Origin of the sequence: Catenuloplanes sp. NPDC051500 (genome assembly GCF_044454585.1) — a bacterium.
Lineage (GTDB): Bacteria > Actinomycetota > Actinomycetes > Mycobacteriales > Micromonosporaceae > Catenuloplanes.
Map to the genome: position 1 here is coordinate 1 of NZ_JBITDX010000018.1, position 23,439 is coordinate 23,439.

22 protein-coding genes are annotated in these 23,439 nt (G+C 70.0%); 13 read left to right on the top strand and 9 right to left on the bottom strand.

Annotated features, from left to right (window positions below; all coding sequences use genetic code 11):
- Positions 1–346, bottom strand: a 346-nt coding sequence (locus ACIA8K_RS29705) for a hypothetical protein (protein ID WP_396065129.1), incomplete at its 3' end; no start/stop codon positions are given.
- Positions 347–678: 332 nt separating this feature from the next.
- Here ACIA8K_RS29705 and ACIA8K_RS29710 point away from each other — a divergent pair.
- Genes ACIA8K_RS29710 through ACIA8K_RS29740 form a run of 7 tightly spaced genes read left to right on the top strand, consistent with a single transcriptional unit; the run spans position 679 to position 9,570 of the window.
- Complete coding sequence (locus ACIA8K_RS29710) at positions 679–993, top strand: hypothetical protein (RefSeq protein WP_396065132.1); 315 nt, start codon at positions 679–681, stop codon at positions 991–993.
- Between the two features lie 6 nt (positions 994–999).
- Positions 1,000–1,758 carry a hypothetical protein gene (locus ACIA8K_RS29715; RefSeq protein WP_396065135.1) on the top strand — a complete coding sequence of 253 codons (759 nt, stop codon included), beginning with the start codon at positions 1,000–1,002 and terminating at the stop codon, positions 1,756–1,758.
- A gap of 35 nt (positions 1,759–1,793) precedes the next feature.
- Positions 1,794–3,062, top strand: coding sequence for a hypothetical protein (locus ACIA8K_RS29720; RefSeq protein WP_396065137.1), 1,269 nt, complete (start codon positions 1,794–1,796; stop codon positions 3,060–3,062).
- Positions 3,063–3,064: 2 nt separating this feature from the next.
- On the top strand, positions 3,065–4,531 hold the full coding sequence (locus ACIA8K_RS29725; RefSeq protein WP_396065139.1) for an SCO6880 family protein: 1,467 nt from the start codon (positions 3,065–3,067) through the stop codon (positions 4,529–4,531).
- The gene (locus ACIA8K_RS29730; RefSeq protein ID WP_396065141.1) at positions 4,528–5,916 is read left to right on the top strand and encodes a hypothetical protein; all 1,389 of its coding nucleotides are present in this window, start codon (positions 4,528–4,530) and stop codon (positions 5,914–5,916) included. The genes ACIA8K_RS29725 and ACIA8K_RS29730 overlap by 4 nt, the downstream gene beginning before the upstream one ends.
- The gene (locus ACIA8K_RS29735) at positions 5,913–7,766 is read left to right on the top strand and encodes a type IV secretory system conjugative DNA transfer family protein (protein ID WP_396065143.1); all 1,854 of its coding nucleotides are present in this window, start codon (positions 5,913–5,915) and stop codon (positions 7,764–7,766) included. The genes ACIA8K_RS29730 and ACIA8K_RS29735 overlap by 4 nt, the downstream gene beginning before the upstream one ends.
- Complete coding sequence (locus ACIA8K_RS29740) at positions 7,759–9,570, top strand: toprim domain-containing protein (protein WP_396065145.1); 1,812 nt, start codon at positions 7,759–7,761, stop codon at positions 9,568–9,570. Before ACIA8K_RS29735 ends, ACIA8K_RS29740 begins: the two co-directional genes overlap by 8 nt.
- Positions 9,571–9,631: 61 nt before the next feature.
- On the opposite strand, the gene ACIA8K_RS29745 is transcribed toward ACIA8K_RS29740, so the two are convergent.
- From ACIA8K_RS29745 to ACIA8K_RS29765, 5 genes are read right to left on the bottom strand one after another with little or no spacing between them, the layout of a single operon-like run.
- Positions 9,632–10,327 carry a hypothetical protein gene (locus ACIA8K_RS29745; protein WP_396065147.1) on the bottom strand — a complete coding sequence of 232 codons (696 nt, stop codon included), beginning with the start codon at positions 10,325–10,327 and terminating at the stop codon, positions 9,632–9,634.
- Positions 10,315–10,710 (bottom strand): DUF4913 domain-containing protein, encoded by a 396-nt coding sequence (locus ACIA8K_RS29750; RefSeq protein WP_396065149.1) that lies wholly within the window; start codon positions 10,708–10,710, stop codon positions 10,315–10,317. Before ACIA8K_RS29750 ends, ACIA8K_RS29745 begins: the two co-directional genes overlap by 13 nt.
- Complete coding sequence (locus ACIA8K_RS29755; protein ID WP_396065151.1) at positions 10,707–11,588, bottom strand: hypothetical protein; 882 nt, start codon at positions 11,586–11,588, stop codon at positions 10,707–10,709. The genes ACIA8K_RS29750 and ACIA8K_RS29755 overlap by 4 nt, the downstream gene beginning before the upstream one ends.
- 26 nt (positions 11,589–11,614) lie before the next feature.
- A complete protein-coding gene (locus ACIA8K_RS29760; protein ID WP_396065153.1) occupies positions 11,615–12,958 on the bottom strand; it encodes a relaxase/mobilization nuclease domain-containing protein in 1,344 nt (447 codons plus the stop codon).
- Entirely contained in the window at positions 12,955–13,359 is a 405-nt protein-coding gene (locus tag ACIA8K_RS29765; protein WP_396065155.1) for a plasmid mobilization protein, read from the bottom strand. Before ACIA8K_RS29765 ends, ACIA8K_RS29760 begins: the two co-directional genes overlap by 4 nt.
- Positions 13,360–13,782: 423 nt before the next feature.
- On the opposite strand from ACIA8K_RS29765, the gene ACIA8K_RS29770 reads away from it, so the two are divergent.
- The 6 genes from ACIA8K_RS29770 (at position 13,783) to ACIA8K_RS29795 (ending at position 19,932) form a co-directional block, all read left to right on the top strand.
- Positions 13,783–15,243, top strand: coding sequence for a ParB/RepB/Spo0J family partition protein (locus ACIA8K_RS29770; protein WP_396065157.1), 1,461 nt, complete (start codon positions 13,783–13,785; stop codon positions 15,241–15,243).
- A gap of 386 nt (positions 15,244–15,629) precedes the next feature.
- Positions 15,630–16,286 (top strand): hypothetical protein, encoded by a 657-nt coding sequence (locus ACIA8K_RS29775; RefSeq protein ID WP_396065159.1) that lies wholly within the window; start codon positions 15,630–15,632, stop codon positions 16,284–16,286.
- A 122-nt stretch (positions 16,287–16,408) separates the two neighbouring features.
- On the top strand, positions 16,409–17,689 hold the full coding sequence (locus ACIA8K_RS29780; RefSeq protein WP_396065161.1) for a hypothetical protein: 1,281 nt from the start codon (positions 16,409–16,411) through the stop codon (positions 17,687–17,689).
- Between the two features lie 143 nt (positions 17,690–17,832).
- Positions 17,833–18,096 (top strand): DNA-binding protein, encoded by a 264-nt coding sequence (locus tag ACIA8K_RS29785; RefSeq protein ID WP_396065163.1) that lies wholly within the window; start codon positions 17,833–17,835, stop codon positions 18,094–18,096.
- 10 nt (positions 18,097–18,106) lie between these two features.
- The gene (locus ACIA8K_RS29790) at positions 18,107–18,520 is read left to right on the top strand and encodes a hypothetical protein (RefSeq protein ID WP_396065165.1); all 414 of its coding nucleotides are present in this window, start codon (positions 18,107–18,109) and stop codon (positions 18,518–18,520) included.
- Positions 18,517–19,932 (top strand): hypothetical protein, encoded by a 1,416-nt coding sequence (locus tag ACIA8K_RS29795; RefSeq protein ID WP_396065167.1) that lies wholly within the window; start codon positions 18,517–18,519, stop codon positions 19,930–19,932. The genes ACIA8K_RS29790 and ACIA8K_RS29795 overlap by 4 nt, the downstream gene beginning before the upstream one ends.
- 231 nt (positions 19,933–20,163) lie before the next feature.
- Here ACIA8K_RS29795 and ACIA8K_RS29800 read toward each other — a convergent pair whose 3' ends face one another.
- The 3 genes from ACIA8K_RS29800 to ACIA8K_RS29810 form a co-directional block, all read right to left on the bottom strand.
- Positions 20,164–20,937, bottom strand: coding sequence for a hypothetical protein (locus ACIA8K_RS29800; RefSeq protein WP_396065169.1), 774 nt, complete (start codon positions 20,935–20,937; stop codon positions 20,164–20,166).
- Positions 20,938–21,462: 525 nt separating this feature from the next.
- Positions 21,463–21,720, bottom strand: a complete 258-nt coding sequence (locus ACIA8K_RS29805) for a hypothetical protein (protein ID WP_396065171.1) — start codon at positions 21,718–21,720, stop codon at positions 21,463–21,465.
- 358 nt (positions 21,721–22,078) lie between these two features.
- Positions 22,079–23,296, bottom strand: coding sequence for a helix-turn-helix domain-containing protein (locus tag ACIA8K_RS29810; protein ID WP_396065173.1), 1,218 nt, complete (start codon positions 23,294–23,296; stop codon positions 22,079–22,081).
- Positions 23,297–23,439 lie beyond the last annotated feature (143 nt).

A 23,439-nucleotide genomic window follows, 5' to 3' on the forward strand; every position in this document is an offset into this window, starting at 1 on the left:
GGTTGTTGTGTGGTAACTCCATCCTACTGAAGAGCGGACCGTCTTTATATCTTGGGGTTCTACTGTGGACTAAAGCGGCTTGCTGAATAAGCCTCATTAAGCCGACTAGTCGCTTTTCTGTCGATTCATTGATCTCTAATCTTCTTTGCTGATGCAGGGTGTCGGCAAGAATTTCACTTAGGTCGATTCGCCATGACTTGTAGCCGTACGACAGCAGAATTCCATCAAGAGCCTCCAGCAACGCGTCGTTTGGCGTCCCAGTCGGGCGGACCAAGGCGAACACGAGCTCGGGACCGCTAACGTCCGCCGCGCCGCCCTGGGGGCGCATATCTGAATCGGAACCCATGGGTCAATGAAACGTGTTCGTCGACTCTTCCGGGAGTCAATCGGTCAACTTACAGCAGCGCGGCTACCCACGACTGCGATCAGGCGTCACATCAGGTAACTACATCCTCATCTGCCGCAGACAAGGCACGCCCTGTTCCGGTACCAGTGCCAGGGCGTAAGCAGCGCACTGGACGGCGACATCTGAGCCGGCTTTCTCTGAGGGGTGGCGCCCGAACTCACGAGCAAAGCCATCCGGTGCGTCCATGTCTACGTAGCCGCTAACTCCATCGATGGACGTTTCCGCCATCCACCTGCGTATCTGTGCCGGGTGGTTGAGCGTGGAGGTGGCTGATGTTGGTGGGTTGGGTTCTGGCCGTCGTGACGGAGATGGTGGTGGCGCCTGCGCCGACGCCGTTGGTGCCGGATCCGGTGCCGACGCCGATTCCGGGTCTGGCTCCGGTGGTGGAGACGTTCCTGGCCTGGGGGAAGTGGGTGCTGGTCGTCGCGGGTGTGCTGGGGATGTTCATCTGCGGCGGGATGATGATCCTGGGTCGGCGGAATCGGTCGGCGACGGCGGTGGATGGTGCGGCGGGGATTCCGTGGGTGCTGGGTGGGCTGACGTTGGCGGCGGTCGGGGCGACCGTGGTCGGCGTGGTGGTCAGGTAGCCGGCGATGCGGGACGAGATCGGGAAGCAGGCCCGCTGCCGCACCGCAGCGGTCGTGGCGGTGGGCGCGACGGTCGTGATGGTGGTCGTGGCGGCGGCGATCGGGATCATCGGCCTTCGCGGCCCGCGGGACAGCACCGCGCCGAAGCCCGCGGTTTCCGAGATGGTAGTGCTGATTCCCGGGACTGGCGAGGCGTCCCCGTCGCCGAGCGGGACGGCCTCACCGTCGGCGGGCGGGTTGGACTGGGTGTCGGTGGCCGGCGCGCGGCTGCCGATCTCCCGCTCGGCCGGTCCGCGGGACACGTCGGCGGGCATGGCGCGCGGGTTCGCGTTCTCAGAGCTGGGCGCGGTGCTGACCGCGGCACACGTGACACTGCGACTGTCACCGCAGGTGGGTCCGCGGGTGTTCGAGGCGACGCTGCGGGATCAGGTGGTCGGTGACGACGTCGCCGCGCTGGAGCGGAATCTGGCCGAGGAGTACGAGCAGGCGCGAACGCGGCTCGGTCTTCCCTACGGCGAGCCGGCCGGTCGGCTCTACGCGGTGGCGCGCGGGTATCAGGTCGTCGTGTCAGGGCTGGAGGCTGACGTTCGGCTGCTGATCGAAGGGCCGGGTGTGTGGCAGCCGGTGCTCCTCGAGGTGGCGGTCCGGGCCCGGTGGTCGGACGGGGACTGGCGGATCGTCGCTCCGCGGGACGGTCTGTGGGGCGATGACGCGCGGGTGGCGGCGGACACGGCGGGGTTCCTGTGGTTCCCCGTGGAGCGGTGAGCGTGATGTGCGCGCCGTGGGACACGACCTGTCTGATGTCGCTGGCGACGGATGGGCTGTTCGGTGAGATCGCGCGGATGATCGTGACCGCCGAGCAGTACCTGATCGATCTGTCGGCGAGCTGGTGGGTGCTGGTGCCGTCGCTGAAGCTGTTCCCGGCAGGTGCGAACGGGCCGGGTGATCCGCCGATCGAGGCGGTCGCGAACCTGCGTGGTCTGCTGCTGCCGTTGACGGCGGCGGTAGCGGTGGGTGGGGTGTTGTGGAACAGCCTGCTGCTGGTCCTGTCACGGAAACCGGCGCCGCTGGTCAACGTGCTGCGCGGGTTGTGGAACACGGCGCTGTGGTCGGCGGCCGGGTTGTTCGGGACGAATCTGCTGTTGCACGGCGCGGATCAGTTCGCGTTCTTCGTGATCACGTCGGCGTTGGACAGCGTCGGTGATCAGAGTTTCGCGCGGAGGATGTCGATCCTTGTCGTGCCGCAGTCCGGGACCGGCGGTCTGCCGATGCTGCTCGTGATCGTCATCGCGGGTATCGCGACGGTATGTGCGCTGGTCCAGGCGCTGCTGATGCCGTTCCGGGACGTGTCGGTGTTGCTGCTCGCGCCCGCGATGCCGCTCGCGGCGGCGGGGAGTTTCACCGGGGCGACGTCCGGCTGGTTGCGGAAGGTGCTGGCCTGGCAGTTGGCGTTGATCTTCTACAAGCCTGCTGCCGCGCTGGTGTACGCGTCGGCGATCTGGTTGCAGGGCGACGACACCGCCTCCGATCCGCGGGTGCTGCTGATGGGCGTCGCGCTGATGATCGTCGCGCTGGTCGCGCTCCCGGCGCTGCTGCGGCTATTCACCTGGACCGTCGGCGGGCTTCAGTCCGGTGGTGGCGGGTTCGCGAGCGCGTTCTCCGCGGGTGCGGCGGGTCTGCACGCCACCGCGTCACTGCGGGACATGTCCGGGTTTGGCAGTTCGCACGCCCGGTATGACTACGCGGCATCAACCGGGAGCGGCCCGTCGTCCGACGGCGGGACCGGATCGGCCCGGCCGCCGTCCTTCACCGGCAATCCGGGAGCGGGCCACACCGGGACGGGAGCGGGAACGGCGGTCGGGACACGATCGGGAACCGCTGCCGGGGCGGGACACACTGCGGGAAGCGCGGGCGGGACAGCCGCCGCGGCGGGAGCGGCGTCCGGGCCTGCGGCACCGGTCGTGATCGGGACGACGGTCGCGTCCGAGACCGCCGCGCGGGCGGCTCGCTCCGCGTCGCAGGCCGCCGCGGGTGCCGGCGATGCCGGCGCGGGTGCTGAGGAGGGGTGAGCATGTCTGCTGAGGAAGGTCGCCGCCTGTACGGCGGGTGGCGGCGGCGCCGTGGGATGGGCTTGGCCGGTCTCGGCTCGGCGCAGTCGTTCGTCGTCGTCGCGACGGTCACCGTCATGGCGACGGCCGGGGCGGTCAGCAGCACCCTGCTCTTGGTGCTGTTGGGGCCGGCGGTGGTGGTGCTCGCGTTGACCGTCCTGCGATGGGACGGGCTCGCGGTCGGTGCCCGTCTGGTGCGCCGTGTCCGGTGGTCGTGGGGTGTGATGCGCGATTTCACCGCCTACCGGTCGGGTTTGATGGCCGCGCACCCGCACGCCTGGCAGCTGCCCGGTGTCCTCGCACCGACCGATCTGCTCGACGTGCCGACCGGAAGGAGCGAATCGTTCGGGGTGGTGCGGGATCGACGGTCGGGGCGGTTGACGGCGACGCTGCGGGTGGCCGCGTCATCGACCTGGCTGGCGGAGCCGGAGCAGGCCGAGGCGTGGGTGGCGAACTGGGGCGGCTGGCTGTCCGGCCTCGGCTACCAACCAGCGGTCCGGTGGATCGCGGTCACCGTGCGGACCGGCCCGACCGCGGGCCGTCGCCTGGCCGGCTACATCAGCGGCCGGACCGCACCTGGCGCACCCGAATCCGCACGCCGGCTCCTACAGCACCTCGTCGACGACGCGACCGGCACGGACGCCGAAGTGGAGACACACGTCGCTGTCACCGTCGACCCGTCCCGTGCCCGGCCGCGACCGCGGACCACCGAGGACGCGCTCGCCGAGACCGACCGGCTGCTGCACGGCCTGGAGGACTCGCTCGGGACGTGCGGGCTCACCGTCCTCGGCCGGGCCACCGCGCCCCGGCTCGCCGCTACGGTCCGTGCGGCGTTCGACCCGTCGCTCCCGCTCGACGACCTCCTGTCTGATGGCGAACCCCCCGATTGGGGTACGGCTGGGCCGGTCGCCGCGGACGAGGAGTACGGCTGTTACCGGCACGACGGCGGCTGGTCGGTGTCGTGGGCATGGCACGAGGCGCCGCGTACCGAGGTGTATGCGGAGGTCCTCGGCCGGCTGCTGGCGCCCGGCCCGTACCCACTGCGGGTGTCTTTGATCTATCGGCCGGTCGCGGCGGGTGACGCGGCCCGGCTGGTGGAGCAGGAGGCCAACGCGGCCGTGTTCCGGGACGCGATGCGGACGGTGTCCCGGCGGGACGAGAACGCGCGGGAACGCGCCGACCGGACACGGGCGCTGCGCACCGCGCGGGAGGAAGCCGCCGGGGCGGGCGTCGGCCTGATGTCGATGTTCGTCACGGTCACCGTGACCGACCGGGACGCGCTCGCCGCGGCGGTGGCGGATGTGGAGGCGCGGGCGGAATCGGCACGGATCAGGTTGCGGCGGATGTGGGCGAGTCAAGCCGTCGGGTTCGCGGTCACGCTGCCGTGCGGGATCTGCCCGCCACAGCTCGCGGCGGAGTGGCCGCGATGACCGCCCCGGGACGTGGCTGGCACTCCCCCGGTGCCGGGCGCGCGTCGCACGTGGACGCGGGGGTGGAGTTTCAGGGGACGACGGTGCAGCTCGCCGGGCTGTTTCCGTTCGTGGCCGGGTCAGGGGCGCCGATGCTCGGGGTGCCGATCGGCCGGCACCTGCTGTGGGGCGAGACCTGCTGCCTGGACCCGCTCGAGTGGCTGCGGGCGGGGCTGGTGACGAACCCGGGGATGTTTCTGCTCGGCCAGCCGGGTGCGGGCAAGAGCGCGCTCGCGAAGCGTCTGATCACCGGGATGGCCGGTTTCGGGACGCGGGTGCTGATCCTCGGCGACACGAAACCCGACTACACCTTGCTCGTGCACCGGCTCGGCGGGCAGGTGATCCGGGTCGGACGTGGCCTGGACCGGATCAATCCGCTCGACGCGGGCCCGCTCGGTGCCGCGCTGGGGCGGTTGCCGCAGCGGGAAGCGGAGCGGCTGCGGCTGGAGGTCCGCGGACGACGGCTGGCGTTGCTGCTCGCGCTCGCCACGCTCGTGCGCGGCGGCCGGATCACCAACACCGAGGAGGTGCTGCTCGGCCGGTCCGTCGACCTGCTCGACGCTCGTCTCGACCGGCAGCCGACCATCCCGGACGTCCTCGGCGTGCTCCGCGCCGGGCCTGATGAGGTCCGGCTCGGCGCAGATCACGATCGGCAGGCGGCGGATCTGGTGGCGACGCTGACGCTGCTGTGTGACGGGTCTCTGCGCGGGGTCCTGGACGGGCCGACCAGCACACCGATCGACCTCGACGCGCCCGCGGTCAGCGTGGACATCTCCCAGACCGCAGCAGCCGGGGATCAGCTCGTCGCTATCGCGATGCTGTGCACCTGGGCATACACGTTCGCGGTGGTCGATGCCGCCGCCGCGCTCGCCGCGTGCGGGCTGGTGCCGCGCCGGCAGTTCTTCGGCGTCATGGATGAACTCTGGCGGGCCCTGCGAGGAGCCCCGGGGCTCGTCGACCATGCGGATGCGCTGACGCGGCTGTCGAGGCCGCTCGGCATGGGCACCCTCATGATCACCCATAGTCTCGACGACCTCGATGCCCTGCCCACCGACGAGGATCGCGCGAAAGCGCGCGGGTTCTTCGAGCGCGCCGCGATCAAGATCCTGGCCGCGCTACCGGGCCGTGAGCTCGACCGGGTCGGCGCGGTGGTGCGGTTGTCGGCGGCGGAACGGTCGCTGGTGTCGTCGTGGGCGGCACCGGACGCGCTGGTTCCGGGCAGGGCGCACCCGGGGCGCGGCCGGTATCTGATCAAGACCGGTGAAGGGCCGGGGTTACCGGTCGGGATGAGGCTCGTCGGTGACGAGCCCACGATCTACGACACCGACACGGCGGTACGGCTGTGAGCGGCTTCGGCGCACGTCCGGTCACCCCACGCTCCAGCGCGGGGACCGTCCCGTTGACGCCGTTCGTCGTCCTCGGCGCGTTCTGGACCGCGATCGTGCTGGCCTGGCTCGCCTGGGCCGCCGGCTGGCTGACCGCGCGGCTCAGCGGGCGACCGGGCGGGCCGGGGTTCGGGCAGGAGTTCGTGATCGCGGTGCTGCACGGCCGGTGGGAAATCGCGTACCCGCACCTCAACCTGCTCAGCATCACGGTCCTCTTCGCGCTCCTCGCGGCGGCCGTGGTGGTGCCGGCGGTGGGGGTTTGGGTGTGGTGGCAAACCCGCCGCGGTCACGCGGACGACCCGCTCCCCTCGCTCGCACGCGCGGACGACGTAGCCGGGTTGGCACCGGCCGGTGCGGAGGCTCGCGCCAGGACGCTGCGGCCGGGACTTGCCGGGCAACAGGTGCAGCCGGCGCATGTCGGGCTGGTGCTCGGCACGCTCCAGCTTCCCGGCGGGCGACGTGGTCCGGTGCTGCGGGCATCGTGGGAGGACGGGATCCTAGCCGTGATGGGGCCGCGGGCGATGAAGACCACCGCGATCGCCGTCCCCCAGATCCTCGACGCCCCCGGACCGGTGCTGGCGACCTCGAACCGCGCCGACGTATGGGCGACCACCCACCGACGCCGCGCGCAGGCCGGCACGGTGTGGCTGTTCGACCCGCAAGCGATCACCCGCACCGGGCAGCACTGGTGGTGGAATCCGCTCACCGCGATCGTCACGGTGGAGGACGCGGCCCGGATGGCGTCGCACTTCATCCAGCCGATGCGCCGCGACCGCGGCGAAGACTTCTGGCTCCTCGCCGCCGAAGACCTCCTCGCCAGCCTCATCCTCGCCGCCGCCACCTCCGGCGCCGGCATGAACGACGTGCAGACCTGGCTCGCCGACGCCACCGACGACGAACCCGTCGGACTGCTCTTCGACCACGGCTTCCCGCAGACCGCCCGCGCGCTGCGTGGCCGTCAGGCCGGGGCTGCTGAGACCCGTGACGGGATCTACGAGACCGCGCGGACCGCCGCGAAGTGCCTCCAGGATCCGCGGGTGATGGCCTGGGTGAACGCGCCGGCCGTACCGTTGCCCCGGTTCGACCCAGACGCGTTCCCGGTCTCCACCGACACGATCTACCTGCTGTCCAAGGACGGCGCCGGGTCGTCCGGGCCGCTCGTCGCCGCACTCACCGACCAGATCATGCGCTACGCCGTCCGCCGAGCTGAAGCACGCGGAGGCCGTCTCGATCCGCCGATGCTGTGCGCGCTCGACGAGGCCGCGAACATTTGCCCGCTCGCCGACCTACCGCAGCTGTACTCGCACTTCGGCGGGCGCGGGATCAACCTGGTCACCATCTTGCAGACCTACCAGCAAGGCGTCACCGTCTGGGGCGAACGCGGCATGGGCACCCTCTGGGGCGCGGCCACCATCAAACTCGTCGGTGCCGGCGCCGACGACCCACGTTTCGCCGCCGACATCTCCACGCTGGTCGGTGAGCACGACGTCGCGACGCTCTCCCTCACCCGCGACGCGACCGGGCACGTCTCCCGGCAGGTATCAGTGCGCAGGCAACGGATCCTCGGTCCGGAGGACGTCCGGGCGATCCGACGCGGACACGCGATCCTCCTCGCCACCGGCGTCCGGCCCGCCCTCATCGCTCTCCATCCCTGGTTCCGAGGCCCGGACGCGACCGCGCTCATGGCCGACACGGCCGCGGCGGTGTCCGCGATCTCCGACGCGGCGGACCGTGAGCGACTCGAGGAGTTGATCGCCGGGGCTCGCCAGCACCTTCCCGCACCCCACACGGCAGGAGGAGCCGATGAGTAAAGCGCGGCTTGTAGCCGCACACGAAGACGCCGCCGCGTTCTACCGGCGAATCCTGCCGACCGCGCTCCCTGCGATTCGGTACCTCAACAGCCGCGGCATCATCGCCGCCACCGCGCACCAACCACCGTGGACACTCGGCTACGCGCCCCGTGGCTGGACCGCGCTCCGTGACCACCTTCATGGGCTCGGCTACACCGACGACGAACTTCTCACCGCCGGACTCGTCAGCCGCTCGCGGACCGGGGGCCTGATCGACGTGTTCCGCGAGCGCGTCATGTTCCCCATCCGCCGTACCGACGACGGCGCGGTCATCGCGTTCACCGGCCGAGACGTCTCCGACTGGCCCGGCGCACCCCGATACCGCAACACCGCCAACAACCCGATCTACCGCAAACGCGAACACCTTCACGGCCTCGCCGAACTCACCGCCCGAGACACACCACCGGGCGCCGTCCTCCTCGTCGAAGGGCCCGCGGACGTCGTGGCGCTCGCACGGCTCGGCACGAGCACCGGGCCGTGCGCGGCCGTCGCGCCCTGCGGCACCGCACTCACCGCCCAGCACGTCGCCGCTCTCCGCACCGTGCTGCCAGCCGGTACACCACTGGTCCTGGCTCTTGACGCGGACTACGCGGGACGTAACGCCACCGAACACGCCTATCCGCTTCTGCGCGACTGGCCTGGACCGCTGGAAGCGATCGCTCTGCCTGTCGCCACCGACCCGGCCGAGCTTGTCGCGCGCGGACGTGATGCTGCGGAACACTTCCTGGAGAACGAGCGGCGACCGCTGGCAGAGCTGCTGATCGCCCAGCGCCTCGGGCGGCACCGCCTCGACGAGGTTCCCGGCCAGGCCGCCGCGCTCCGCCATGTCGCCCCGCTCGTCGCCGACATCGCGGGCCGGGACACCGATCGCGCGAGCGCCCTGTGCGCCCGGCTTGCGGACCGGCTCCGCCTCGACCCGTTCACCGTCCTCGAAGCCGTCTACCCCGACCCCGAAGAACCTCCGCCCCAGCCGGCCGAACGCCAGCGCGAGACGCTCGCAGTCGGGCTCCCTCGTCTGCCCGACGCCCGCCCTGCCGGGCTCGAGTACGCCTACCATTGCCCGCCGGACGCGGCGGCTGCCGTTCGCGTTCAGCACGATCCCACCACCGGCGTCACCGCCTGGATTCTCGCCGAAGGGCTCACGGACGCAACCGGCGACCGGGTGGCGGCTCATCTGGCCGCCGAGATCGCCGCGCGCACCGCGGTCACCATCGGCGCCCGCAACGCCATCGAGCTCGCCCGCACCGCCGTCAACGCCCGATTCTCCCGCCCCGGCACCGGAACCGGCGACGCCACCATCGCGCTCCTCCTCAGCCCCGGACGAGCCGCGGCCGGACGGCTCACCGTCGCCTGGGCCGGGAACATCACCGCCTACGGCGCCACAAGCCGCTGGTTCTCCACCCTCACCGACCACCCGTCCAGCACACCGAAAGCCACCGTCCGCAGCGGCACCATCAACACCAACCACATCGACAGGCCCTGCCACCAGATCGTCCTCGCCGGACGCGAAGCGGCTGCGCTACCGACGAAGGCTCTGCACGGCCTGGTCGATGGGCACCGCCCGGACCGCGCGGTCAAGGAGTTCCAGCGCTCGGCCCCGGCGGCGAACATCGTCGTGGTGCGGCTCGGCACCAACGCGTCCCGAATCGCAGCACAGGAAGGCCGCGCGCTAACCCGCCATGCCACCGCACCGGCGCTACCGCCTTCGCCGCCGCGGAGTGCGCCGCGCGGGAACCCCGACGAGAAGCAGGCACCCCGCCGTTAGACCGGCCATCAAGACTCGGCGGCCTGGCGGCAATCGGACACCGGACTCATCCGGATCTCACTCAGCCGGCCCGACGCACACCGCCGCTCGGCGGTGGCGGATCGAGACTCACCTGCCATTCCCAGTGACCCGGTCCGCTTCCATCGCCTTCCTCCGGCCTCCCGCATGGGCAGGTCCAGTGCTCAACATCGTCGACTTCCGCCGGACACCAGAAATGCACCACGACGCGGTCGGTCTTCAGCCCATCCTCGTTCTTCCGATCGGGCGGCCAGTCCTCCAGAAAGAACCGGACCTGGCCCGCACGGACCAGAAGATCAATGCTGAGGGGATGACTGCTCGCCCTGGAGAACGCCCATGCCTTCACTCTGTAAGGTCGTGGCAGGGTGAACTGTGACCAGACGTTGCGGTGGCCGCCTCCGAGCCGTTCGTCCTGCTCGATCTTGATCGGCAGCGATGTCGGCCTGGGAGGGCCGAGCTGCATGTGATCGCGGTTTCGTTCGATCCGGTTGAGCTCGGTGGCTTCGCCGACTGACGCGTGGGCGGCTGCTGCCGCTTCCTTCGACGCTTCTGCGGACAGACGCGCCGAAACCGCTGAGTCCTCAGATGCAGTCGTCGAGCGGAGAGAAAGCATCAGCGCCGCGATACCCGTTGCCGCGCCGACGCTCCCGGTGATCAGTCCGGCTACGTCCACCCATGATGTGTCCGCCATGCAGGCAAAATAGCCAACTCGACAGGCGGAATGGGTCAACTGATCCACCAGTTCTCGGGTGTCAGTTCGGTGGCAGGAAGCTCGGCCGGCTCGTGCTTTCCGGGGCGGTGCTCGTCGGTCTGGCGGCAGTTGCGGAACGGGCCGTCCGGGCTGAGGAGGATGGGTAGGTGGTGGTCGAGGTCGAGCCACCAGCCGGGCTTGGCCGCGGGTTCCCATCGGGCGGCTTCCCAGGTGTTCCAGAGGAGGGTGAGGCGGGCGATGACCTCGGCGTGGTCCCACCAGCGGGGGCACCAGCGCACGCGGGTGCTGCCGACGACGCGGTGGAGGAACATCGGCGCGAAGTAGCCGGCCACCCAGCCTTCGACATCGGTATACAGCGGTACGCCCGCCTCGGTTCCGGCCCGGTCCGGTTCGTCGTTCTGCTCGGTCATCGGGCCCTCCGAGCGGCGGCCTGAAAGGGTGCCGCCTGGATCGACGTGTTCGCCGGGCGGAGGCCTGCGACGTGCGCGGGCAGCATCCCGGCGCCGTGCGTCCCTTCGGGATACCAGGTGAAAGCCGTCTGCGGCGGTGTGTGCGCGCCGGGAGCACGCCCTGGGGCGCCGGTGCGATGCGCCGCCAGCATTCGTTCCAGGTGATCCGCAGCCGCATGGCCTGCGGCACCGTGCCGCCGGAGATCCGCGACGCATCGACTGTCGAGGCCTTCCGCCAGGCGGCTCCGTTCGCGTTGGACTGCCGCGTCGAGGTCGTCGGGGTCGACGACCATGCCGATGCCGCCGTTGATCGCGGCGGAGCGGCGTCCGCCGTGGGCGCGCATGATCGGGGTGCGGGCCATCTCCTCGACGGCCGCGCGCATGGCCTCCGCCCGACCGGTGCCGGCGCGGACCGCATCGTCATACCGTCGCATCGGTCCTGGGTAATAGCCACGGAGCCGATCCTCGACCTGTTCCGCGGCCGCCCGCGCTTCGGGGATCTGGGTTTCGCGGAGGCGGGCGGCGCGCCAGACGGTGGCGAGGTCGAGCAAGTCGGCGCGGTCGAGCCAGATGTCGTCGAGGGCTTTGGCGATGAGGCGCCGGTCGTGCTTCTTGGCGCGCTGAAGGTCGGCATCGGGTGAGGTCGGGCTGGGCGGGCTGCTCAGACGACCGGACCGGCGTTCGTCCTGGGCCTCGCGCCATTGCCGGCGGCGGATCTCGACGGCGGCGAGGCGGGCGGCGGCCTCGCCGAGGGTAGCGAGGACGGCGAGGCTCTGGCCGAGGCGTTGCCCGCTCTCGGCAAGGAAGTCCGGGTGCTGCTCCTGGCCGATCCCGTCCACCGGGTACCTCCCCTTGCTGGTCGCCGTCACGGATGACGGCCCGGCGCGTCCGCTGCTGCCGGGTCCTGGCGACGGTCACGCCCGGGGGTTAGCGGCTGTGTTACCCCAGGTGAAAGCGGGCCTGCGGCGGTGCGCAGCAGTCGGGCCGCCTCGCGGGCGTCACGCGCCTGGTGGAGCTGACGGCCTGCGGCCTTGAGGTCGGCGAGAGCTTCGGCGAGCCGGGCGAAAGCGAGAAGTAGTTCCAGGACGGCGGCGGTGTTGCGGTCGTCGCCGAGCTGCCCGGTCAGGTGCAGCAGACGGGCCAACACCCGAAGATCCGCACGGGTACGCGCCGGAGCGCTTCGGCGTGGCCGGGCGGCCCGGTCGAGCGCGTCAGCGGCGCGCAGCAGTATCCGGCGCTTCGCCTTGCCGGGGACGTGCCGGGCGGCGACGAACAGCAGATCGCATGCATCGCCGCCCTCAAGCCCGGCGGCCCGGACCTCACGGATCGCCCGGTCGATGAGGTCGTCCTGCTCGCCGGTGGATGGTGCGGCTGTTGTCTCCTGCCAGCGGGCGCGCAGGCGAGGCAGGGTGAGATCGGTGGCGAGCCGGCCACCGCCGTACCAGATCGGGTCCGGCCGGTCGATGGCGACGCTGTAGCCGGTAACCTCTCCGGGCCGGGTGCTGCTCATGCGCGGGCGGACGAGCAGACCGTCCTCGCGTAGCAGCGCGAAGAACTCCTCGGCACCGTTCGCTGCTGCGGCGGCGAAGCGGGTCTCGCGCCGCAACACGTCCCGATCGGCCTCGGACCGCTGGAGTCGGCGTGCTTTGTGGAGTTCCGGTGCTGTGGGACGACGGCGTGCGGTCGCGGCGCGCCCTACCCGGTGAAGGCCGTAGCGTTCTTCGAGATCACGGCATGCAGCCTGGACACGCCAGCGGTCGTGACGAGCCCACTCGGTACGGCGGTCCTGACGGACGAGGGTCACCACGATGTGGATGTGGTCGGCGCCGTGCCGGACCGCGACCCACCGCACCGCGCCCTCGTCGCCGTGCGGGGCGAGGCCGGCCTGCGCCATCACCTCCGCCGCGATCCGCCCCCACTGGACGTCGCTGAGCCGGCGGTCGGACGGATGGGTGCGCAGCGAACAGTGCCAGACCGCCTGCCGGGGCGGGTTCCGGCCACTGCGCACCGGCTGCTCCAGCACGTCCGCCAGCGCGCGGAAGTCCCACTTTCCCAGATGACCGGCGGCGGGTTCGAGGGCGGACAGCGGGCCGGCACCGTCCCACGCGGCGACGAGGTGCGGGTTGACGTGCTCTTCCCGCCGGCCAGGACCGTAGAGGTAACGCAGCAGACCACCGACGCGCCGACCGCGGCGGATGTTCGGGATCACCGCAGCCGACGATCGATCAACGCGATCACCGCGTCGATACGCTCCATCCGCCGCTCACATAGCAACGCGGCGGTGAGCAGCCACTCGGGCGCCTGCCCGGTCGTGTTGAGGGCGGCAACGGCCTGGTTCAGGTTCGTCCCGATCCGACCGACCGTAATCCGGGCCGTGTAAAGCTCGGCCTGAAAGTCGGCCAGGATCTCCCGGATCGGATCCAGCGATGCCGCCCGCACCCCGGAGGCCTGAGCGATCGCGGCTTCCGCGCAGAAGCCGGTGACCGTCATCCCGACCTGCGCGGCGGCCTCCTGAATCGCGGCCAGCTCCTCGGCACTGAAGCGCGGAGTCAGCCGGTGCTCACGGCCCGGCCTCTGATGCTGGCGGTCACGGCCGCGCTCGTCACGCACCTTCGACGGGTTGGCGTCTGGCATGTGGCGAGGCTCGACGCGAGCCGTTACGGGACGCGTTAGCGCGCTCCGCTGCCGCTCCTCGGAGCGGCGCTCTTCCAGGTGGGTGGACGACCGCGCCCGGTCGGGATCCGGCAGCCGGATGCATAGCTTGCTCCCGCACCCGGGCCGTCCGGTTCGCTCCTGGTGTTGATCATGGCGCTACTCCATGACGGACGGAAGGACCCGTTCACGAACTCGGCGACCAGGCGGCAACGAGTCGCGCCATCAACCCTCCGCCGTTGTCTATTTAGCCTGCTCAAGGCACCCAACAAGGTATTGATGACCTTGCTTTGATCTTCCTAAAGACGTATCATTAAACATGTGAGCGCGAGACTGGCAACCCGGCTCACGATCCAAATATCCGTCCGTATCGGAGGAGACGTGAACAGCGAGACGAGCACCATCACCAGCAGGGAAGAGTTCGTGCGCGTGGATCCGCAGGAGTTGATAATCGGGGCGAATGCCCGGCTTGATCCGCGCCTGGACAGGGAATTCGTGGACAGTGTCCGTGAGCGGGGCGTGTTGCAGGCCGTGACCGCCTACCGCGATGACGATCAGCGACTGGTGGTGTTGTTCGGCCAGCGCCGTACCGTGGCGGCGGTGCAGGTCGGACGGGAGAGCGTGCCGGTCATGGTGGTCGAGAAGCCTGCGGAGGAGGTGGATCGACTCGGTGATCAGGTGAGCGAGAACGACCGCCGGGCAGGGCTGTCGAACGCCGACCGGGTCGCCGCGTTCGAGCAGATGTCGATGTTCGGGCTTTCCGCCGGGCAGATCGCGAAACGGACCGGGACGAAGAAGACCGAGGTGACCACTGCCCTCGCCGTATCGAAGAGCAAGCTGGCGACGGGCGCGGCAAAGCGTTACCAGTTCCTCGATCTGCGTCAGGCGGCGGTCGTCGCCGAGTTCGACGATGACAAGGATGCCTGCACCCAGCTCATCGTGGCGGCGAAGGAGGGCCAGGGTTTCGACCATCTCGCGCAGCGGCTGCGCGACGAACGCGCGGAGGCAGCGGCCCAAGTGGCAAAGACGGCAGAGCTGAGCGCGGCCGGACTGACGATCGTCGCCGAACCGGCGCACGGAGACCCGAAGACAAAGGAGCTGTTCCGGCTGGTCGACGACGAGGGCCAGGAGCTGGAGGCAGCCGCGCACAGTGAGTGTCCTGGGCACGCCGCGTTCGTCGGTTACAGCTGGTACGACGAGGACATCACCGGCGAGAATGAGGGTCCTCGGACCCGGCGGGTGCGGGGGCTGACCGCTCGGTACGTGTGCACCGACTATGCCGCTTACGGCCATGTGAACCGCTATCGCGCGCCCGACACGGATGCCCAGGCCGATAAGGCGGTGGTGACGGACGCCGAGCGGGAGGCCAAGCGCGCCGAGCGCCGTGACGTGATCCAGGCGAACAAGGACTGGGTCAGTGCGACCACCGTACGCCGCGAGTGGCTGACTGGGTTCCTCTCCCGGAAGACCGCGCCGAAGGGGGCGGCGGCGTTCGTGGCCGACAGCCTGGCGCGGCCGGGTCTGGTCCTGGAGCGCGGCTGGGACCTCGCCTACGAGCTGATACGGGTCGACGGCCCGCGCCCGTCCTGGCACCGGGAGTCGAACGCGTTCGCCGACCTGGTCGGCAAGTCCAGCGAGGCGCGGGCGCAGGTTCTTGCGCTCGGCTTGGTGCTGGCCGCCTACGAGGAGCCGCTGAAGGACAAGAGCTCCTGGCGCGAACCCGGCAGCAGCACCGTGCGCTACCTGCGGTTCCTCCAGGAATGCAGGTATGAGCTGGCGGCGATCGAGCAACGCGCCTGCGGTGAGGCTCCCGATCCGGTGGCGCCGGATGCCCAAGCCTGATCGTGGGTGTGGTGGTTCGGCCCGTGGGCCGGACCACCACACCCACGGCGGCTCGCCTGATTGCCGACCGCCTTCCGGCGGCCAGACGATCAACCTGCGCCCACGCGTACCTTCTTCTTCGATGCCGGTTTTGACCTCCGCAACCGCGGGTCGTGCCAGCGCCGCGAAGCCGAACCCGTACGTCAGCCGCCGCTTCGGAATGCGCTGGGAGCCGACGGCGGTCAGTAGGCGGTGTCGCCTCGTGATCGGCGGAGCGCGCTAGAGTGACGTTCTTCTGCGGTGGGTGCTGCTCACGGCGGATTTCTGGATGGCGGCCGGGGCTTGCCGGCGCTGCTTCGGCAGCGCGTGTCCCCGGCCGCCGCATCTACCAGCAGGCCAGGACAGCAGTGGAGATCAGGACCGTCAGCGGACAGCAGGCCGTCGACCGCGTCGGCGCCGCGGAGTACCTGGGGCTGGCGCTCAGCACCGTGCGCATCTTCTCCTCGCCAGCACAACGCCCGACGACGGGATTTCCCGCTCCGCTTCCCGACCGTGACGACCGGCGCGACTGGTTCGCGCTCGTAGACCTCGACGCGTATCGCGCTTCCCGGTCCGCCACCGTCACCGCGCCGACGTCGGACGCTGATCCTGACGGGCTCATCGGGGTCGCGGAGTTCGCGGCGCTGCGCGGGGTTACAGCGGGAACGTTCCGCAGCTACGTCAGGCACTCCCTCAACGACTGGCAGGAACACCGCGACGGACTTCTGCCGTACCCGGACGAGATCACGGCAGCCCGGAACGGCAGCACCTATCGCTGGAAACGCCGTCACGCGGTCGCATGGGCGTTCCCCGAGCGTTCACGGACTGGCGGCCGCACACCGGGCCGCGCACCCACGGTCGCCGACCTCGAGTCCGTGCTCAACGACGACGTGGGCGGCACGTTGAAGAACCGGAACATCGCGACGGCGCTCAGTGAGCGGCTCGGACGGCCGGTGTCGTTGCAGACGGTCCTCCGGCTGAAGCAGAAACGGAGCCAACAGGACGACGCGGCACCCGGCGCCTGATGCACGCCAGGTCTTCGATGTCAGGACTCCGATGGCGGCAGGCCGCGCAGCCGAGCTGCTAACCACGGCGGTGAACGCTGGCCCGCGCCAGTGGAGCTGAGCGCCGAGGTCGGAGAAGGTCGATGGACATCACCGCGCACACCCCGGAGGCGGAGCAGCCCGATCCGGTCGCAGGACAGAACGGCGCGCACGCGCTCAGCGCGCGAGCGTCCGGACGGGTCGTCCGCGCGGAGCAGCGGCGGATCGACGCGGACGCGGAGTTGGAACGGCGAGCGAAGACCGCCCGGCTGACAATCGAACTGCGGCAGGAGCGTCGCGCAGCTGCCCGCCGGGAACGCCAGATCCGCGACAAGGAACGGCGGGACCGTACTGAGCGACGGCGGGTGCGCCGTCGGGCGGTGTGGGCGCGGATGCCGCGGGCGGCGGAGCGGGCGTTGTTCGTGCTGCCGATCCTGTTTCCAATGGCGGTGGCGTGGGCGGGCCAGATCCAGTTCGCGACTCAGGTGATGGGCTGGTCGACCGCGGGCGCGGTGGTGTTCGCGGCCGGGTTCGAGCTGTCGACCGCGTACGTCGCCCGCCTCGACTGGCTGTCACGGGCCGCAGGTGATGGTGGGGTGCTATTCCGAGCGGCGACGTGGGCGTTCGCGGCCGGCGCCGCGGTGATGAACTACTGGCACGCCGCCGGGCCGGGGTTCGCCCCGACCGGGGAGGCAGTCTCGTACGGGCTGATGTCGATGACCGGCGTCGTCCTCTGGGAACTCTGGTCGATCTTCAAACACCGCCAGGCGATGCGCGCAGAAGGCCGGCTCACGGCCGTCCGGCCCCGTTTCGGCGCGGCCCGGTGGCTCCACTTCCGCGGCATGACGCATCTGGCCTGGCTGATCGCGCTCCGGGACGGTCACACCACCACGCGCTCCGCATGGCAGGCCGCTTTCACGGCTGTCAAGGCCTTCGGGACGGTACGCGCGGCGCGGAAGGCCATCCGTCGAGGTGCGCAGATCCCCGAGAGGGCAAACAAGCCTTCGATCCCTCCGAGGATCAGCGTGGCTGCCGAAACCGCTAATGCTGCTGCCATCGCGGCACCGCCCAAGCCTCCGCAGCCCAACGGGCAGCTCGTGCTCACCTGGCACGAGCCTGCCGACACACCGAAACCACCGGTAGTCGCAACGCTGCCCCCGCCGTCAGCCCCAGCCCCGACCCCGGCCGAGAAGAAGAGCCCGGTCGCTGTCGGGACGCAGATGGAGACGTTCGCGCGCGAACGGCTCGCGGCGGGCGACAAGCTCTCCGGCGCGGCGCTCGACCGCCAGTTCGGCACCCACGACTACGGACGGAAAGTTCTGCGCCGGATCGCGGCCGAAGCGCCTCGGGCGCAGGCCGGAAACAAGCCGCGCCGCCGCCGGTAAGACCCCGCCGTGCTTCGCCTCGGTTCGGGCTGTCGAAATCCGACGTAGCGGCGCCGCTAACACCGGGACGGAAGCGTCTTTCGCGTTATCCACAGGCAGTTCGCTGTCCACAGCAACTGCCGTTGGCAGGAGCGGAGAGACGTATGACTACGGCTACGGCAGGCGCGGACGAGACGGCGCGGCCTCGCAGGGTGTGGACGATCGACGCGGTCCGGGAGCTGGGCTCGACCACGGACGTGGCGACGGCCGGGGCGATCTTCGGGATCGGCCGGTCGAAGTCCTATCAGCTGGCGAAGTCGGGTGAGTTCCCGGTGCATCTGCTGCGGATCGGTCGCCGTTATCGGGTGCCGGTCCCGTCGATTCTCGACCTGCTCGGCGCGGACGTGTCGTCCGCGTCCGGGCTTTGAGGAGGTTGTCATGTCCGGTGCGGATGAGATCGTCTACGACGAGTTCCCGGAGGCGATCCGGCGGATCCATGCGGCGTTGCGGGATCTGGAGACGGTAGCCGAGGCGGTGCCGCTGGCGCTGGCGTTGCTGGAACATGGGTGGACGAGCGGTTCGCAGGGCACGCCGGAAGGGCTGGCCTGGGATCGGCTCGGGGTGAGCGCGAGCATTCTCGTCGGGATGCTCTTCCCGGACCAGCAGCGGTACGCGCTGATGGTCACCGGCCGGGCCGATGACCCGGACCTGGTCGTCGCCGGCCGGGAACTCGCCCTGGCGGCGGCGGACGGCCTGGACTTCCTGAGTGGCGAGCCAGGCACCTCGGACGAACGGCGCAGGTCCCTCAGGAAGGCCGCGGCGAACCTTCGCAGCCTGGCAGAGCCGCTGTGACCTACGGCCGCTGGCTCGACCTCGCGGAGGAGTCCGTGCATGCGGCGGCCGAGGCGGCGCGAAAGAACCGCCCGGCCGATCACCCTGCCGCGGTGGCCGCTCTGCATGCACGCCGGGCGCTCTACGCCGACCTGGATCGCCTGCGGCATCTGGTGAATCCGTCGCCAGACTCTCCGAGGCCGGCCCCGGCAACGGCGACGGACATTCGCCTCCTGATCGCGGTGAACCTCGTGGGGCCCGAGGACGCCGATCGGCTGCTGCGCGCCGTACCGTCGATGGTTTTGCAAAAGCGGCGGGCGGCGCCGCTGGCGGCACGGGCGGAGGGCACCGTGGCTGCGGAACTCGACAGAGCCGGTCGGGCGCTGCGGGCCGGCGGCGATGTGATCGCCAGTCATGTCAATCCCGGTGGAGCGGTGCGCAGCCCTGCTGGCGAGGCATTACGTGACGGGGCCGGCAGGGCTGGCGCGCTCGGCGATCTGGCGGCGGTGGCAGCGGCGATGTGCGGGGCGGACCGACAGATCCGTAAGTGGCTGCAACGCGGTATGCGTCGGCATCGGGATCTGCGTGCGCTCCATGGCGATGAGGTCCGGGCGATGCGGGTGCTGGCAGACCCTGCTCTGGAGACGCACTTCAGCGAGATGGCCGCCTTCGCTCCGCCGTCCGGCCTGCGGAAGCTCGACGTAGCCGACTCGGCAACGGTGTCCATCCACAGGGTTCACGGTCTCGACGATGTGGCTGCCGTGATGGGTGCCGTTGCCGCAGGCTTGTACCGGAACTTGGAGAACGCGACGATCTGCGGGATCTCCGACGCGTGCAAGCTCGGACTTCGCGCCGCCGAGGCTACAGCACCATTCGTCGTCCAGGAGATGTGGAGGAAGAGCGCGAAGATCGCTAACGATCTGGGTCCGAAGCCGGATACGGGGTACGCGTTGCGGGCTTCGGTCTCTGACGCCGTGACCGTTCTTTCCAATCCACCGTTCCGAACGCAGCGGCGAGCGCCACGGCACCATCCCTCGATCGCTGCCGCGCTGGCAGATCTTGCGGCGGGTACGCGTCAAGCACTCGAGCGCGAGCTGACCAACGGCCGGATCCTGGCGGTGTTCACGGTACTGAGCCGGAGCAGCACCGGCCTGCTTCACCTGACGGAGAAGAGGTGGGAGCCGGCGACCTCCCTGGACGACACCGTGCTGACTCTGGTCGATCTCCTCGGTGAACTCGCCGATCCAAGCACCGCCCCGCGGCACGATGGTCGTCGGCTGTCAGGGTCACCTGCTGCAATCGCGGCGCAGCTGGACAGTGTCGGGCCGTTGGTTCCCGTTGCTCGCGGCCCGACGACACGAACCGCGCCATCACCGAACCAGCAGGTCCCTGTACCGGTGACCGGAGCGCGCCGCGCGAGGTCGATCCCCTAACTCGATCGGGTGGCACACCGACAATCGAACACCTTAATCGATTAGGTTGATCTGCGCAGTCCTACGGGAGTCGAAGCAGCAGGTACTCGCTCGCCGAGGCCACCGGCTGAGCGCCGTCCGCTCGGAACACTTGCGCTCCTTTCGTGCTGGAACGCGGACCGGCCCGCTCCTGACTCCTCCCCGGGGAGCGGGCCGGTCGCCGGGGCTTCGTCCGGCAGAAAGCCACCAGCCTCAACTCATGAGCTGGCGATCGGTTGCCGTCGCACGACCTTGCCATTGCAGCGCCTCGGTGACCGCGTACCGGATGAGCGGCAGTTGGTGCGGGGCGAGGATCCAGATGTTGGAGTGGCTGTCCTCGCGGATCTCCAGCCAGGCGGACGTGGTGGCGGGAAGCAGCTCGCCGGTGGACCTGGTGCATCCGAGGTACATCCAGATGCCCTGGAGGTCGTCGTCGGCGCTGATGGCGAGCCGCTCGGAGCGGTGCGGCTCGTTCACTTCCTCGACGCCGGTGCACCAATACGGGTGCTCGTCGTCGGCGAGAACACCGGTCGCGCCGACGGCCGTACGGTCGAGGTGGTCTGCGGCCTCGGCGAGACGGACGGCCTGTTCGCTATTCAGGCGGAGGGTCTTGCGGTCGTAGTCCTCCTCCTCGACCGCGAACAGCAGAGTTGGGGCGGCGTCGCCCGGGTCCTGGATGGTCCAGAAGCGGGTACAGGTCTCCTCGCCCGGAAGGGACGCCCAGAGCTCTCTCGACCGGTGGCGGCCTCCCGGGCTCTCGGTCCGCAGGCACCAGTCCGGGTGGGTGAGCAGCTCGTCGGCTGTGCTCTTCAGGATGTCGTGGACGAACGCGCGGAAGGCCACCTCGGAGATGACGAGCGCCTGGCTGGCCGGCTCGGTGGAGGTCCGTAGCGCCAGTCCGCCTGACGGTGCAGGGGTGATGTGCAGTCGGTCATCGTTCCTCTCGATGTCGGGCGAAGGCAGGACGGTGCTGTCAGTGTGGGCCATGTCGATGGTCTCCTTGGGCTTCTGGGCGTGGGTTGGTAGTGCGCCGTCGCGCAGCTCGGGAGGGCCGGGGCGGCGGCACACCGGTGGGCAGGCCGTTTAGATCGATTTCCGAGTGGCGAGCAGGGAGTAGCGGCTTGCCTGGTCCGCTCGCGAAGGGCGGGAGCGGGAGTTCGAGGACGACGATGCCGCGCGCGGCGAGCGCGGTAGGACGGCATCCGGTGGCTCACGGCTCGACGAGGCGGTACCACTCCTGCTCGGCCACCATGAGAGCGAGAGCCTCGTCCAGACGATCGCAGTCATCGTCGCCGCCGCACTGCCCATCGCAGGGAAGGCCGGCCGCGTGCGTATCGATGGTCAGGCTTGCTGCCAGCAGGGCGCCGGATCGGAGACCCTGCGGTATGGGACACCCGTCACCAGCGCAACCTGGATGGCACGGAAGGCCGGCTTGATGAGCAACCTCTGCGCTGTGGGCGGCGGCGACCGCGGTGTGTAGTGCCCTGCTGGCTTCCTGGCCCTCGGCATTGGTCAGCATGCGGCTGCCTTCGTGCTGGGCTGTGACCTGTGGATCGCCTCGGCGCGCACCAATGTGTACGGGCGTGGCCTTATGGTTGCTCCCTCGGCGTCGAGCATGACGGCGGCCACCTCGATCCACCGCCCGTCATCCAGGTTATGAACTCGGACGACCTGAACGATCCGCAGATGCAGCGGGTCGAGCGTGCCGAACTTGTAGTCGTTGACCGCGAGCTGGAGTACCGCCCCTCTCTGAAGCACCCGGCCGCCCATCAAGACACCCCGGAGAAGGCACCGGCACCGAGCCGCTTATCGGCGCTTGCCGCGGCAGGGCAGAACGATTGGCAGAACTCGTGACAAGCATCCATCAACGCCTCCGGAAGCCGACGACGCACGGCGTCGGCTATCCATCACCGGCGACTGCACGTGGTTCTGAGGGTGCGGCAGCCCCGCATGTGCAGGACTGCCGTACCTCTGGTCAGCACGGCAGCGCGGAAGTCACGATCGGGGCGACTTCATTGACGACTTCGCGAATGGGTCGCTGCCGTGCCAGGCGATTACGCATCCGGCGTGATTGCCTACACAGAACGTAAGAGCCTTCGGAGGTGCCGAGGGGTACGGTTCCTACCCCTTATCCCACGAGGCCGACCTTCGCCGCGATCTCGCGTGCTTGGCGCCGCATCGACGGCGGACCGGACATCGCCGCGGTAGCCATCTGCCGCGCATAGACGTTGAACCGGATGGTCTCCGGTGCGCTCGCGTGTGCGTCGTGGAGGGTGCCGAGCATGGCCGCGTGGTCCTTGCGCAGGTAGTGCCCACGGGCGACCTCGATCAGGTGCCGCGCCTGGCGCGGCCGTGAGGGGATCGGCGCGGTCGCCGGTCCCGACGCCGCGCGCAGCGCTCGGCCGCCGCGCTTGAGCTCCACCTCCAGGGTCACCGCGTGCGCAACCATGACCGGCTGGCTGAAGCTCGTCACCCGCTGGTAGTACGTCGCGGGAAGGCGTTGCGCGACGGCGTCGGCGGCGTCCCAGTACCGCCAGGCGCGGCCGTCGTCGCCGGCGCGGGCGGCAGTGAAGGCGCACCCGGCCTGGAGCGCGCCGTACACCCCGGCCAGCGCGTCGCCGCCGTCGTCGAGGTGGGAGCTCAGCGAGTGAATGGCGTCTTCGCCGATCGTCATCGCGGTGTCCCAGTCGCCGGAGTCGCGGTGAGCCTCCATGGCGAACCACACCGCCTGGCCGAGCGCGATCGGGTCCTCTGACTCCTGGGCGGCCAGCAGCGCCCGGTCCACGACACGCCAGAGCAGGTCCGCGGCCGGTTGATAGGCGAGGAACATCTGTGCGAGCCCGAACACGTCGGAAAGCAGCGCCAGCGCACGCCGGCCGTCCTCGCCGCGGTATGCCCGGGCCGCGACCTGGGCGTCACTGATCAGGGCGGGGAGCAGAGCGCCGATGACCGTACGGTGTTCAGGGCTTCGATGCCGTGCGTCCCACGCAAGCGCGAGCCGCGAGGCGATGTGATCAAGCGACTGCGGCTCACGGCTCGCCAGCGGAAGGCGGTTGAGCACCGCGCGGACCTCGGCGAGCGCCGGGTGCCCGGATCCGGCGGTGATGACGACGTTGTCCTCGGGACCGTCGAGTAGGTCCTGCACGTCCACCCGGAGAACGCGGGCGATCTGGCCCAGCATCGACAGCCGCGGGGCGAGAATCCGGCCGGTCTCAACGGCCTTGACCCACTCACTGCTCTTGCCGACCAACCCGGCCAGCACCGGACGGCTCTTGCCCGCGCGTTCGCGGTAAAGCTTGATCCGCTGGCCGGTGGTCAGGTCGGGCACATCACCCTCTGCGCGCATCTCGAAACCTCCCGTACGAGCAGCCATTATTCCAGAACAAGGGTGACTATTCGCGACGATACGCTGACGATGACCGGGGTGCTACAGCAGTTTCACGCGCGCGGACATGTGGATGTCGAGAGCGTTACGGACAAGACTCCACT